Annotated in this window: 8 protein-coding genes; 3 read left to right on the top strand and 5 right to left on the bottom strand. The window is 43.3% G+C overall.

Features of this window, described 5'->3' with window-relative positions; translation table 11 throughout:
- Nucleotides 1-4 precede the first annotated feature (4 nt).
- Complete coding sequence (locus H6571_03395) at nucleotides 5-805, bottom strand: hypothetical protein (protein ID MCB9322764.1); 801 nt, start codon at nucleotides 803-805, stop codon at nucleotides 5-7.
- Between the two features lie 196 nt (nucleotides 806-1001).
- Here H6571_03395 and H6571_03390 point away from each other — a divergent pair, with 196 nt between their 5' ends.
- Nucleotides 1002-1256 (top strand): hypothetical protein, encoded by a 255-nt coding sequence (locus H6571_03390; protein MCB9322763.1) that lies wholly within the window; start codon nucleotides 1002-1004, stop codon nucleotides 1254-1256.
- Here H6571_03390 and H6571_03385 read toward each other — a convergent pair.
- Nucleotides 1240-2010 (bottom strand): FkbM family methyltransferase, encoded by a 771-nt coding sequence (locus H6571_03385; GenBank protein MCB9322762.1) that lies wholly within the window; start codon nucleotides 2008-2010, stop codon nucleotides 1240-1242. The two genes, H6571_03390 and H6571_03385, sit on opposite strands and share 17 nt — an antisense overlap.
- 87 nt (nucleotides 2011-2097) lie before the next feature.
- Complete coding sequence (locus H6571_03380) at nucleotides 2098-4269, bottom strand: S46 family peptidase (GenBank protein MCB9322761.1); 2172 nt, start codon at nucleotides 4267-4269, stop codon at nucleotides 2098-2100.
- 563 nt (nucleotides 4270-4832) lie between these two features.
- Here H6571_03380 and H6571_03375 point away from each other — a divergent pair.
- A complete protein-coding gene (locus H6571_03375) occupies nucleotides 4833-6248 on the top strand; it encodes an MBL fold metallo-hydrolase (protein MCB9322760.1) in 1416 nt (471 codons plus the stop codon).
- A 94-nt stretch (nucleotides 6249-6342) separates the two neighbouring features.
- On the top strand, nucleotides 6343-8037 hold the full coding sequence (locus H6571_03370) for a SulP family inorganic anion transporter (protein MCB9322759.1): 1695 nt from the start codon (nucleotides 6343-6345) through the stop codon (nucleotides 8035-8037).
- Nucleotides 8038-8061: 24 nt separating this feature from the next.
- On the opposite strand, the gene H6571_03365 is transcribed toward H6571_03370, so the two are convergent.
- Both H6571_03365 and H6571_03360 read right to left on the bottom strand, forming a co-directional pair.
- Nucleotides 8062-12048 carry a gliding motility-associated C-terminal domain-containing protein gene (locus H6571_03365; protein MCB9322758.1) on the bottom strand — a complete coding sequence of 1329 codons (3987 nt, stop codon included), beginning with the start codon at nucleotides 12046-12048 and terminating at the stop codon, nucleotides 8062-8064.
- A gap of 267 nt (nucleotides 12049-12315) precedes the next feature.
- A complete protein-coding gene (locus tag H6571_03360; GenBank protein MCB9322757.1) occupies nucleotides 12316-14655 on the bottom strand; it encodes a gliding motility-associated C-terminal domain-containing protein in 2340 nt (779 codons plus the stop codon).
- Between the last annotated feature and the right edge of the window lie 157 nt (nucleotides 14656-14812).

Raw genomic sequence — 14812 nt, 5'->3', positions numbered from 1 at the left:
AGGTTTACCACATCTTGGAGGCCGCAGTCATATAAAACTCAGCCATTCTTTCAAATTGACCGTGCGTGAAACCGCATTGGCAAGCCTGGGGGTAAAAAGACATTATGTTTGAGGTGTGTGTTAAATAGAATTGGCCATTGCCATCATAGCCCGGGTAAATGAAACGACAATTTTCAGGATCGATATAATCCAAAAGATCGTCAGACAGCTGGTAAGGGTCTGCAGGCGTATCGCATATTTCATCCCCTGCGGTCTCACAGTTGTCCCCATTGGCATGTTCTGTGCCTCCTCCACGACTGGTATGGTAAAGGCCAAAATAATGCCCCATCAAATGGGGAAGGCCTTTAAAATTGCTGATGCTGCAAAATTTATTCAGCAGAATACCTCCCGTTTCCATTTCGGCTATCCCTTCATAGGTGGCAAATCCACAAATGTCATCACTCCAGGTAACCCTGTTGACCAGGAATAAATTGATCCGGTTATGTTGATGGTATTTGACCTGCATGGCCTCCCATTCATTAAAATTCAGGGGATCTGAATATTGAAAGTTATCAATGGTGCGAAATTCGCAAATTTCAAAGCGCGCACAAATGGGGGCGAAATAAAAGTTGAGAGAATCAATGGCATTTTGTACATCCAACTCAGTAACTCCTAAATCTCCAAAGGTGTCCCGCACGATATGGACGACTACGCTGAATTTTTTATCCAGGCAGGGCAGGGGAGTGCCTTTGGTGAAATGTTGTTGGGCAAACGAGAAATGAAAAGCAGAAACAGTCATCAGCAGAGCAGCGAAAAAGGTTTTCATGGTGTACGTGTTTTCAGTTTGATATGCAAACTACAAATAATTGACAAAATAAGCCGCATTTTAAAATACCAACTTTGTACAGCTCACGCCAAAAGGATGGCTCAGGCGAAAAAAAAATATTTTAGTCGATAAAATTTAACCAATAGCCTCAGAAAAATTAATTTCAGGAAATCACAAGCCTTTAAAAAACAGGAAAATGAAAAGACGAAGTATTTGGCCTGGTTATAGAGGACCGGGAGGAGTTCGTATTATTGAACCTCAACATCAAAGCAATTTTACTGAAAACCTGAAAAAAACATGGAAAATGACCGGCCATTTACCTAAGCCTAAAAAGAGGAAGTGGATACCGCCAATTCCTGCTTATCCCCGGAAGGCATTATTCAAACAATGGGGGATAATTATTCTTCTTACAGGAGTCGTTTGCTGGTATGTTGTTACGAAATATTTTTGATGGGATCCACCAGGCGGGCATACAAATCCCCGCTTGCCGGTTGGTCGGGGCGAATTCCATGAAGCATGACAATAACCTCTTCCGCATTGACCCAGTTGGTGAGGTACATTTTTTGGGTTTCCCCGAAAGACCAGTTGAATTCGTAATGGCCCAGGGCTTTTAACCTGCGGATGCAGGCAAGGGTAATATCAGGCGTTTCCCGGAAAAATTCGACAGACAAGGCCGGCACTGGGAAATTTAACCCGGAGAGCACTTCAAATTCAAAATTTTCAACATCGATTTTGCAAAAGGAAGGCAGGCCATATTTCTCGACCAGGCCGTCAAGGGTAATCACTTCCACGGTGATGGTTTCATCCCAATTTACCTGGTAAGCAGTATCTTCATTAATCATATCCCTCCAGCCGGCATCGGCCAGTGTGGTTACTGTTGGGGTGAGATTGCTGATGTGTAAAGTCGCGGTTCCGGATTGGCGGCCTACGGCTTTTTTAACAAGGGTAAATCGATCCTCCCCGTGGAATTTTTTGTGTAAAAAGTCAATACAGGCTGGCTGAGGTTCCACTGCAACCACTTTTGCGCCCAGTTGAAGCCAGCTATCAGAGCGGTTGCCAAGATGGGCACCAATATCAAAGCAAAGGTCTCCGCTTTGAATGAACTGGCTATAAAAACGATTTAACCTACGCCGGTTAAATGGTTTCCAATAGTATATAAAAACAGAGCGAAGAATACCGAGTTGCTTTTTTGGATTGGATCTCATGTTGATGGGTTAAAAATACTTAACCTGTCTCCTGACGTCATCAGACAGGTTAAGTATTTCATCCGTTTATTATTGTCCGCCTAGTTCCTATTTCTTTTTCGGATGCACCAGGTCCATTTCTTCGATGAGCCTCGTAGCGCCGGCGTATTTATCAATGATGAATAAAATATACCGGGCATCCACCATAATATTGCGACAAATATTCGGGTCGTAGTTCACATCACTCATGGTTCCTTCCCACACCCGGTCAAAATTGAGGCCGATCAAATTGCCATAAGCATCGATGGCCGGGCTACCTGAATTTCCACCGGAAGTGTGGTTGGTGCCAATAAAACATACAGGAACCTTGCCATTTTTATCGGCATATTGGCCGTAATCCCTGGTTTGGTATAATTTTCTTAATTTTTCAGGCACATCAAATTCATAATCCCCCGGAACATACTTTTCAATGATGCCGTCCAGGTAAGTGACGGGGTCATAAGTGACGGCATCCCTTGGTTGGTAGCCTTTGACCTGGCCATAGGTTACCCTTAAAGTGCTGTTCGCATCAGGAAAGAACCGTTTATCCGGAAAAACTTCCATCTGGGCTTTCATGTATTTACTGCTCAGTAGGTTGATCTTGTCATTTATACGGTTATAGGCGGGTGAAATTTTTTCATCAGCGGCAAGCTGAATTGATTGCCGCAGCATGTACCCGGGATCGCCAGCCAGGGCTTTAAAGAATGATTCCGGTTTTTCTTTTAGGGTGGCAATTACCCTGTCTCCCTTTGTAAGGATACTTTGGGTATAGATGGTCTTTGCCAGCACGTCCATATTGCCTCCTGCAAAGGAATACTGATCCCTGGCATAGGTGGATTGATGGGTTTTGTCGACTTTGTCAAAATAAATTTTCATAAGTCGTTTGAAAATTTCCTGATCGACATCCGGGCTAAAGTCCTTATAATACCCTTCGAGGAAATTTATCAGGCCAGGCAATCTGTCTTGAATGCCTTCCAGTCCGCTGTTTTCATACATTTTTGCATATCGGGCCAGGACGCCAGCGACGTAAAACATTTCAATGTTTCTGCTGTTGATCTCGCTCACATAATCACGGCTGATGGCGTAAGGCTCAATTTCTTTATACAGCCCGTCAAGATCCATTATGACTGAACCATAGGCCTCCCTAAATGATTTATTGGTTTTAATTTTTGCCATAAACTCATCCTCGAAAGCTTTTTTCTTTTCAATGGCATTTGATTTTTGAACGCCCTGTATCTCTCCGATCCATTTTTTCCAGCCATTGGCAATGTTTGATTGTTTTGAAGCATATTTCAATCGTTGGGCAGGATCTTTCCTCATGACTTCCCCTAGCACATCCAGTGACTCATCCCGAACGCTAATGCGTACAGGATTCAATTTGTTGACGCGAAGGTCCACTCCTGATGCAGTAAGATATTCGTCTGTGCTTCCTGGGAAACCGAAAACAAGTGTAAAATCATCCTCGGAAACTCCATCCAGAGAAACGGGCAGGTAGTGTCTTGGTTTGAAGGGAACGTTGTCCGGGGAATATTCGGCAGGTTTGTTGTCTTTACCAGCATAGATCCGGAAGATAGAGAAATCACCCGTATGTCTGGGCCATACCCAGTTATCGGTGTCGGCCCCGAATTTGCCAATGGCAGAAGGGGGAGCACCTACCAGCCTTACGTCCCTGTAAGTTTCTGTGACAAAGAGAAAATACTGATTCCCTTTGTAAAATGGTTTGACCGAAACTTCCTGGTAGGATTCTTTAACGGCACTTTTTGTGACTGCGTCGATATTTTTATCAATCGCGGATTGCCGTTCTTTTTCATTCATGTCAGCGGTTACCCCGGCTAAAACAGCATTGGTAACATCATCAATTCTTACAATGAATCTTACAAAAAGGCCTTCGTTAGGCTTTTCATCTTTCAGCGAAGCGGCCCAAAATCCATCCTGAAGGTAGTTATCTTCAAGCGTGGAATGGGTTTGAATGGCACTAAAACCACAGTGGTGATTGGTGAGTACGAGTCCCTGTTTGGAAATGATTTCCCCGGTGCAAAACCCGCCGAAATGGACAATGGCATCCTTTAAACTGCTGCTGTTTACACTATATATGTCTTCAGCAGTCATTTTCATGCCCAGGGATTGCATCTCTTTTTCATTCAGATCAGCTAAAAGGGAGGGAATCCACATGCCTCCCTGTGCCGTAATTTTTATCGAAAAAAAGGAAACGAGGAGAAAAAAAAGAATCGCTTTTTTCATAACTAATATTTTAAGGTTTTTTCAGAATTGAGGTTTTTTTGACCCCAATGTTGGATATTGAAAGATAATCTTGATCCGGAATAGGCAGGAAATCTGGTTGATGGCAATTCAGGACTATTTTTCCCCCGGATGTTTTTGCAGGGTGCAATTTCCGAAAAAATGCTTTAATTTCTATGAGATTCGGGAATCATTTTATACCTTAGCCTTACATTTAAATGAAAATAAAGATTTATAATCATAGGGATGACTTTTTAGCCCTCTAACTTTTAACGGTTAGAGGGCTTTTTTTTTGCCTCAAAACCTTTTTTGCGAAATTTCCTTTTTCGTTTTCCAGCATTTTCTTTTTTTTTTTATTTTCATCTTCCGAAAGGATTTGGCATGGGGGAGATCCTTAGTATTTGCAGGTATTTTATTATTTCTGATAATGGTTGAAATACAATTTTAAATGCTGAAAATGCTGAAAATGGATAAAATTTTCCCTTTTGTGATCTATTTTACAAAACATATGAATTCATGTTCATACATTTGCACAGAAATAATTTATAAATACTAAAAATTGTACCATGAAAGTTGAACAAATATACACAGGCTGCCTGGCTGAGGCTGCCTACTATATTGTAAGCGAAGGCGAGGCCCTTATCATTGACCCACTTCGCGAAACGGGTCCTTATATCGAACGATTGGAAAATGATGGCGTTAAACTCAAATACATTTTTGAGACTCACTTCCATGCGGATTTCGTTTCCGGGCACGTTGACCTTGCCAAAAAAACAGGGGCCACAATCGTTTATGGTCCAAACGCTGAAACTGCCTATGAATCTTACCAGGCAAAAGATGGTGAAGTTTTTCATGTAGGAAATGTCACCATGACCGTTCTCCATACTCCGGGGCATACCATGGAAAGTTCAACTTTCCTGCTGAAGGATGAACAAGGAAAAGATTATGCCATTTTTACGGGAGATACCCTTTTTCTGGGGGATGTAGGCCGCCCGGACCTTGCCATAAAGCAGGGGGCAATTACCAAAGAAGATCTTGCAGGTTTCCTTTTTGACAGTTTGCGGAACAAGATCATGCCATTAGCTGACGATGTGATCGTTTATCCCGCACATGGTGCCGGCTCTGCTTGTGGTAAGAACCTCAGCACCGATACAGTGGATAGCCTTGGCAACCAAAAAAGAACCAATTACGCTTTGAGAGCGGATATGACAAAGGAAGAGTTCATTAAAGAGGTGACCGATGGTTTGGCTCCTCCTCCCCAGTATTTCCCCAAAAATGCGATGTTGAATAAAACAGGTTATGAAAGTGTTGATGTAGTGTTGAAACGTGGTTCTGTTGCACTCTCACCAAGAGCCTTCGAAGCTGCAGCAGAAGAGCATGAAGCATTGATCCTGGATACCCGTGCACAGGAGGTGTTTGGAAACGGATTTATTCCTAATTCTATTTTCATCAGTCTTGACGGAAGTTTTGCCACTTGGGTAGGTGCCTTAATCGTTGACCTGAAGCAGCCCATTTTGATCGTTGCTACTGAAGGAAGAGAAGAGGAAGCGGTTATGCGACTGGCCCGTGTAGGTTATGACAATGCGATCGGATACCTGAAAGGTGGTTTTGACGCATGGAAAGCCGAAGGAAGAGAAATAGACACCTTACCTTCGGTTGATGCGAAAGGTCTTGAAAAAGCTTATGTTGAAAATAAAGAGATCAATCTTCTCGATGTTCGTAAGCCCGGTGAGTGGCAGGCAGAGCACCTTGCTGCTTCGGAAAACTTTCCATTGGATTATATCAATGCCAATATGAGTGCATTGGACAGGAATAAAACCTACTACGTTCATTGTCGTAGTGGAAACCGTTCGACCATCGCTGCTTCCATCCTGAAAGCAAGAGGATTTAATAACCTTGTAAATGTGCTGGCTAATATAGAAGATTTCGAAAAGACGAACATTCCGAGAACTGAGTATGTTTGTCCATCAACCTTGAAATAAATCATTTTTAGATAAACCAACAGGGCTCCATGATTAAATGGGGTCCTGTTTTTTTTATTTTGTATATTTAGGATTCAATAACAAAGCGTTTTCGATGAGTAACCGATCAGCCACCTTACAAAAAGTATTTCCATTTCTCGAATGGCTTCCCATGACCAAAAAAACATGGAAGGATGATCTGATTGCGGGGATTACGGGAACCATTATCGTTATTCCACAGGCAGTTGCCTTTGCAATGATTGCGGGAATGCCTCCGGTTTATGGGTTTTATGTGGCCATGCTTACGCCAATCATCGCAGCCCTTTGGGGATCTTCCTACCATCTGATATCAGGCCCTACTACTACCAGCTCTATTGTTGTTTATGGGACCATCACTAAATTTGTCCATCCTGAAACAGACCTCGAAACCTATATCTCCCTGGCATTGGTATTGACGACGATGACGGGTTTTATCAAGTTGTTTATGGGGCTTTTAAAGATGGGGAAATTGGTCAATTTTGTGTCCAATACAGTAGTCATTGGTTTTACTGCCGGGGCAGGGATTCTGATCGCCTTTAAACAATTAAAGCACGTTTTTGGATTAAAGATGCCCCAGGGAAGCGAAATTGTTGAAATCCTGATGTACATACCTGAGCATTGGAGTGAGATTAACTGGTATGTTTTTGTCACTGCTGTTTCCACCTTACTCATTGCGATTTTAATCAAAAAATATATTAAGGTGTTAAAGCGCTTTAATATGTTGATAGCGATGCTTGCGGGAAGTATCCTGGCGTTGATTTTGGGGGGAGATTCAGTAGGTATCGAAACGGTGGGTCAAATTCCTTCCCATCTGCCGCCATTTTCAGTCCCCCAGTTTTCATGGGAACGCATCCAGTTATTAATGCCTGGCGCTTTTATTTTGGCACTTCTGGGATTGGTGGAAGCCGTTTCCATTGCCCGGGCCATTGCCTTGTATTCTAACCAACGGCTAAATGTCAACCAGGAGTTTATAGGCCAGGGGCTTTCCAATATCATTCCCAGTTTTTTTAACTGTTACGCGAGTTCCGGATCGTTCACCCGGTCAGGCGTGAATTTTCAGGCTGGGGCAAAAACGCCGCTTTCTGCCATTTTTGCTTCCTTTTTTTTAATGCTTGTTTTATTATTTTTGGCAAATTATGCCGCTTATCTGCCCAAAGCCGCTATGGGGGGGATCATTTTGCTTGTTGGGTATAACCTGGTAGATATCATTCATATCAAACATATTTTCAAGACGAGTAAAAAAGAGTTAATCGTTTTGATGATCACCATTATCGGGACTTTGTTTTTCGCATTGGAGATGGCTTTGCTCGCCGGGATCCTGGCTTCTCTTTATTTTTATCTTGAAAGGACTTCCAAACCCAATATTGCTGTGATGGGATTAAATGAGGACAACAAATACATCAATCTTATTCGGGAGGAAAATCTGAAAGAGGATTTGAATTGTAAAATAATACGAATTGATGGTTCCCTTTATTTTGGTTCGATAGAAACTGTGGCTGAATATTTTCATAAGGCTTACAAAGAAAATGAGGTAAAAAGCATTCTCGTCATGTCCGCTGGCATCAATTTTATTGACTTTGGTGCTGCTGAATGGCTGGCTACTGAAGTCCAAAAATGGAAGAACACACGTGGGGGTATTTATTTCCAGGGGATGAAAGTCGTCAGCCAGGATGTATTGAGAAAAGGAGGATTTTTTAATCAAATTGGTTCGGATGTATTTTTTGCCGATATGGAAACAGCAGTGGACGAAATCAAAAAAAGATGCGAATAGAAATAAGGCCTGCGATGATTGGCATTAGCGAATTAGGTTTACTTCACCTTTGAAAATGACCACCTCACCGCCGATCATTTTGATCTCCGCTGAATAAACAAACACCCCTGGATTCATAGGCTGCCCGTAAAAGTTACCGTCCCAGCCATAAATGTCATCGTTTGGTTGAAAATTATTTTGTTGAAAGACCATTTCTCCCCATCGGTTGAAGATGGAAAAATTAACGACTTCCTCAACCCCTTTACCTGAAAAGATCATGAACAGGTCATTGATGCCGTCATTATTCGGCGAAAATGAGTTCGGAATATACACATTGCTGTTTTTCCTGACAAAAACCGTCAACACATCCATTGCTTTACAGCCGTTTACATCAGTCACACTAATAGTATAGGTAATGGTTACGCCGGGCTGATCCGAAACAGAAAGAGGGCCCAGCTGCTGGAGTGTATTCGGGTTCCAGACGACGGTATCAATCTCGGAAAACAGCCTGTTGACTATGGCCGTTAACTGTAAATCATCCCCAATTTGAATAAAAGGTTCTCCGTTTTCAAAATTGCCGTTAATCTGAACGGTTAAAGGTTGAGGGGCATCAAGGCTAATATTGCTTGACGTTTGGCATCCTTCAGAATCTATGATCAAAAGTTCGTAATCGCCGGAGGGCAAATCTGAAAAAAACGTTTGGGAAACAGGTGGATTACCGTTGAACGAAATAAGATAAGGAGGCGTGCCTCCTGCCACTGAATCCAAACGGATAATTCCGTTGTTTTCTCCAAAACAGGTAATTGGGGTAATGGAGGTATAGGCGGTTAGAAATGATATATCAGAGCTGACCATTACTTCATCCATACTTGTGCAGCCCGTCAGGTTATTGGTTACCGTCAGAAAATATTGATCCGCCTGGTTAACTTCTATCACAGGATCATTAGGATTTTCAATAGGCGTGCCTCCAGCCGAGGTCCATTGAATGTTAATGTCAGATCCAGTACTCGTCTCACCGCTTCCAATGCTTCCTTCATCAATCAAACAACCTAAGGTCAGGTCTTCGCCCGCATCCGCAATGGGTGATTCATTGATAATCAGGCTAACTTCGACCTCGACTGCCGGACAAGGCAGGGGCGAAGGTAAAGTGTAAAGGAACGAATAGGTTCCGGCAGGAGAATTGTCCACAGAAAAAGTTCCTGTGTTGACATTCAGCGCGCCCGGAGGAGAAGGGGGAGTAGAGTGGTCTGACCAGATGCCTCCCGTTTGGTAACCGAGGATGAGATCAGGCAGTAAGACTAACGTATTGAGGCCACTGCATATTTCTTCAGGATCAGTAGAGGTCCCGGCTTCTAATGGCTCATGCACTTCGATATTGATGTCCTCAGGGATTTCAGGGACACAGGCCGGTGCGTTTTGATTTTCTATACTGATGATATGATAAACCGTATTTTGAGCTGGAATAAAGGGTATGCCGATTCCATCTACAATACTTGTGTAAGCAGTCGTATCGTTTCCGGCTGCAATTATTATATTAAAAGTATCACTCCCTGTAATATCAAAAAGGATATTGGTCTGATCGCCAAGACAGAGGTTTTCCTGGTCGGCAGCCCAGTTAAAAATAACCGGTAAGCAGGGCAGGGTAGTGCAGGAAAAAGAAGTCTCGGTATTTCCGCAAAGATTATCGTTTAAAGCAATTAAGGTGAAATCCAGAAGGGAGTCCGGTGTTAAACCTGTTATTAAAACAGAGGTATCTGAGGTCCAGGTGAAATCGAAATTTTGCCCTGTTTCGAACTCATACCCGGCGGCGCCTTGTATCGCTGGCCAGTTCACTTCAATAGTATTTGCCGTGGCATTACATTCAGGTTCCGGGATATTTAGCGGTGCGAATAACATAATGGAATCCATGGTTTCTTCAGAAACACAACCTGATGCTTCCACGGAAAGGGATAAATTTTGAATGCCGGGACTATTCCAGGTGAGTTGAATGGGGCCGGGCCCTGTTGAAGTATTTATAGCAGTTGCATTGCCAAAATTCCAGTTGAAATTATCACTTAGGGATGCGTTTCCTGTATAAACAACCGAAGTGGTGTCGCCCAAACATAAACTGTCTGCGAGGACAAAAGAACTTTCCGGTTGAAGATTTACCGCTATTTGAATGGTATCGGAGTAGAAACAAACGGATTCCTCGTAAATGGCAATGACTTCATTGAGCTGGTTTATTTGCATGGCGTTCAATTCAAATAAACCATTTTGATCGTCAATGATCCCATTCCCGAACCAATAGAAGGTGCCGGTATCTATCCCCAGGCTTTGAGCAAGTTGCAACTGAAGGGTGTCTGTGTATTCAAAGCAAATAGGGGTAATCTCTTCTATTTCAAGGGTTACATCCGGGCATGTTAAAGTGGTACACGAGCCAAAATTGCTTACGGAAGGACATTCATTGGAACTTAACAAAATGACCTCAATGCCGGATGTTTGCCCCGGGAGGAGATTTTGCACCAGGTAGGAAGTGTCCGAAGTTAAATTTCCCGGAGGTCCTTCATTGACAATGACCTGGTATCCCGAAGCTATTGGGTCAAAAGGCCAGGTAAAGAGTATTTCGGTAAGATTGGCTTCGCAATTTATCTGGGGAGGAATAGGCGCGTCCTGGATTTCGATAGGGTAAGAAACGCTGCTTCCGATACATTCAGGATGATCGATTTGCAGGGTAACCACTTTTGAGCCGGGAGTCGTCCAATGAACGGTGAGGCTGTCATTATTGGGAGAATTACTGAGGATGTTTCCTCCGTCAAGTTCCCAGCTTAAAATCGAATCGGTTACATTTGTTCCGGTAAAAACCAGAGGAATTTCCTCCGTAAAACAAGCCGTATCGGGCAGGGAAAAATCAGCAATCGGACCCGGGAAGACCTCGAATGTCAATGTATCATATGCGGTGCAAACATCACTATCCAGGAAAAGATAGACTTCATTCACTCCCAACATTTGATCGTTTATCACCAACTTGCCCTCAATAGAATCAATGATGCCGGGTCCAAACCATGAAATGGAAAAATCACTCAGTGTTTCATCAATATTGTGTTCCAGAGTGATAGTGTCTGTTTGTCCGGGAGCAATGCATACCGGCCCAAAAGGAACAATGGCATCAACATTTTCAGGACAATAGGTGGTGGTGCAGACTGGCAGGGTAATACTGCCCGGGCATGAGTTTGCACTTACTACAACCATTTTAATTCCTATGGATTGCCCCGGGGTTAATCCTTGTAAAAGGTAGCTGGTATCGGAAGTTATTAATCCCAAGGGCCCGTTTATTACAGAGACCACGTAGGCAGTCGAGTGTTCAATGGGGTTCCATTCATAAGAAATGCTGGTGAAAGTTTCTTCACATACAATATTCGGGGTGTCCAGTTTTGGGTCCACCTGTATATTCATTTCGAAAGTATCGGACATACAAACCCCATCAACGATCAGTAATTGCACCAGCCTGTCGCCAGAAGTGTCCCAGTAAATCCTGTATGGCCCTTCGCCTGTTCCGGAAAGGATATTTCCTTCGTCAAAATTCCATTCAAATTGAGCAGTCGGGCCCGCTTCCCCAAAAAAGAGGATGTCAAGGGTGTCCAACTCGCAAATGACGTCATCAGTGAAAAATGTTGCATCGGGTTGCTGAATGACTTGTATCTCAGTGGTCGCAATGATTAAGGTATCCGGATTGCTAAAAGTATAGGTGATAATATGGGTACCGATACCAGCTATTTGGGGGTCGAAAATACCGAAAACGCTATCGGTTATTCCATTTCCGCTCCATGTTCCGGTTCCAGGATCTCCTGTTATGGTTGCAGTAAGTTCAAATGCATTCGTAGAGGGTTTAAGACAAATGGGGGCTATGGAGTCAATACTGACCTCGCTAGTGATTAGATTGGTGGTGGTTGAAAAGAAGTCGGATTCAGAAAGAAAAAAGGTGTTTTTTTTTGAGGTGTAGGGCAGATCAGGAGGTAATAAAAATGGAGCCTCCCAAAATGTCTGTTTCAACATTTTTGATTCACCCTGTGATTTTGAAATTTGTTTCTCATCCGTATGCACAAAGGATAGGCATATAGCCAAAAGCAAAAATGGAAGCGTTAACTTCGTCATACCTGTGAAGAAATTTGTCACAAATTATGAAAATTATCTATATAGAAGATAAAAATTCAATTTTTGGGAAATAATGACTGCCTTATTTGGTTCTTTTTGAAAACAATGCAAGAGCCATCAAGATATTATCCAATTAAAATATAAGGGATGTCCTATGTCAGGCTGTAATCAATAGATCAGGTTAACTTCTCCCATTTTTTTAACCACCCTTCCGTCGGACATTTCAATTCGGGCCGAATAGACATAAACCCCAGCATTGAGCAATTGGCCTTTTTGCCTGCCATTCCAGCCACCCTCCGGGGCATTAGGGAGGAAGTCTTTATTTTGAAATACCAATCCTCCCCAACGATCCACAATGATGAACTCAATTACCTTAACCGCACCCTTTGCGGCGTGAATATAAAAGAGGTCATTAATTCCATCATCATTTGGTGAAAAAGCATTGGGGATGTAAATATCGTCTTCTTTCTCCACGATAACGGTAAGTTCATCGGAGGCGGTACAGCCGTTATCATCTGAAATGGTAACCGAATAAGTTGTGGTGGTTACAGGGGTTATTACCATTTCAAGACACCCCGTACACTGGAAAACAAAAGGATCCCAGATAATGGTGTCAATTTTTTCGGGTACAATATTCGTTTGAACACTTAGAGTTAAACTGTCCCCCAGGCTGATTATCACAGGATTACCGGAGATGCTTGCATTTAATACAGCAGAAAGCTGGCTGGAAGGCTCCAGGGTAAGCGGAAGTATGGTTTCACAACCAAAAACATCCATGGCCGTCAGGGTATAATTCCCTGCTTCCAATCCCTGGAATGCCAGGGAAGAATTGAAGTTTTCTCCGTCAATAGAAAATAAATAAGGCCCGGTACCGCCGCTGACCGATTCGATGGTAATGGCCCCGTCATCGGTTTGATTGCATGAAATAGGGGTAGTGGAGGCCGTAAGGGAAATATCCGAAATATTGGAAGAAACAGTTACCTCGTCTGAGGCAAAACACCCGGTAACAGCATTGATAACATTCAGCGTGTAAACGCCTTCTTCACTAACGTTTAACACAGAAGTCCCTTCACCCAATAGGGAACCGTCTGCTGCCTGCCAGGTAAAGGCCAGATCCGGGTTCGTAATTGATTCACCCAAAGTGACTGTTTCATTGAAACAATCAAGGCTTTGGTCCGGTCCGGCTGTAGCCGTTGGTTCGGGAGCAATGGTCACCGACACTGTGGCCGAAGTCGAAGGACAGGGGGCAATATTTCCGTGGTTGTATTCAAAGAGGTATGTGCCAACCGACTGCCCAAGGGTATTAAAAGTGCCGGCATTGGGATTAAAAGCATTGCCTGAGGAAGGGGAATCAGAGACTTCCGTCCACAATCCACCGGGACTTTCCCCCAGCAGCAGGTCAGATAGCAGAATATTTTGGTTTTCGTTCTGACATAAGGTCATGGATTCTGCTTGTCCAGCTTCCAAATAGGGCGCTACGCCTAGTGTCCAGGAAAAGGATTCACTGCAATCAGTTGCTTCTACGGTATAAATGACCTCATGCAGGCCTGGTCCAAGGAAACCAGGATCAAATTCGACGGCACCAATTTCATTTATGGTCCAGCTTCCTCCCGTTGTGGCGGTGCTGGAGAGCCAGTTGTTTAGATTGACAGGGGCATCCGTTTCACAGAAGAGGCCCGGGTTGTTCCAGGTAGCATCAAGCGTGGTGACTTCAACGGTGACCTCGTCTGTCAAAACACATATTTGCCGGAAGGAAATATCATCCATGGCAAAGTCATTCCCATTGGGCGTGAGGTTGGAGTTAACAATACATATTTCTGCAGAGGTGGTGATCCCTGAATTCCATTGGGCCGCAAATTGATCCCAGGAGCAGGTAGTGGAACTTGCATTAAAAATATCCCCGATGAGGCTTCCATTGATGGAGAATTGCAACTGTGCGGGATTCTCATCTGTCACAGAGGTAATCCAGGCGCTAAAATCATAATCTGTTCCAGGCGCCACGGTTATGGTCTGGCACCAGATATTGTTGGGTAATCCTGAAGCGTTTACTACCATCATATTTCCACCACCGGTATGATCAGAGCAATCATCAAAATGGTTATGCGTATCTCCGGCATTGTCCGCTATCGCGTATTGCCCTTCGTTGGATAACAGTCCTACACCGCCGCCTGTGCCATAGATGTAATCACTGGAAAAACCGGTGTCTCCCTGGCTAAAATCCCCATTGACCACCAGGTTAACCTCCGATAGTATTTCAACAGATAGACTTAATGTTGTAGAAGTCAGGATATTAGCAATGGTGGAAAGGCTGGTTGGATCGGAAAATAGCCCTTGGGGTGACCAGGTAACAGATAAAGGGATCGAAGAAGTTGAGGCATTGAGGGATACCATTCCTTCTTCGCAGAGGATCATATCCACTCCGGCATCAATTGTAAAATCACAGTTTTGAGCAAAGGAAAAAAACGGAAGAATGCTCAGTAAAATGATCTGGAACCAGGCTCTATACATTTGATTAAAGATTATAATAATAAAATTACCCAAGGGTATTCATTATTGTTGAATGACTCATTTTTTTTAATCAATCCGGCTGGCCTTAATTACTCACTATTGCAAAGTTAATCAAAATATTTGATTGAAAAATTGACTATTCAGGCAAAAAATATTA

This window comes from Lewinellaceae bacterium (genome assembly GCA_020636105.1).
GTDB lineage: Bacteria > Bacteroidota > Bacteroidia > Chitinophagales > Saprospiraceae > BCD1.
Note: the sequence above shows the minus strand (reverse complement) of the source record. Positions and strands in the feature narration are given on the sequence as shown.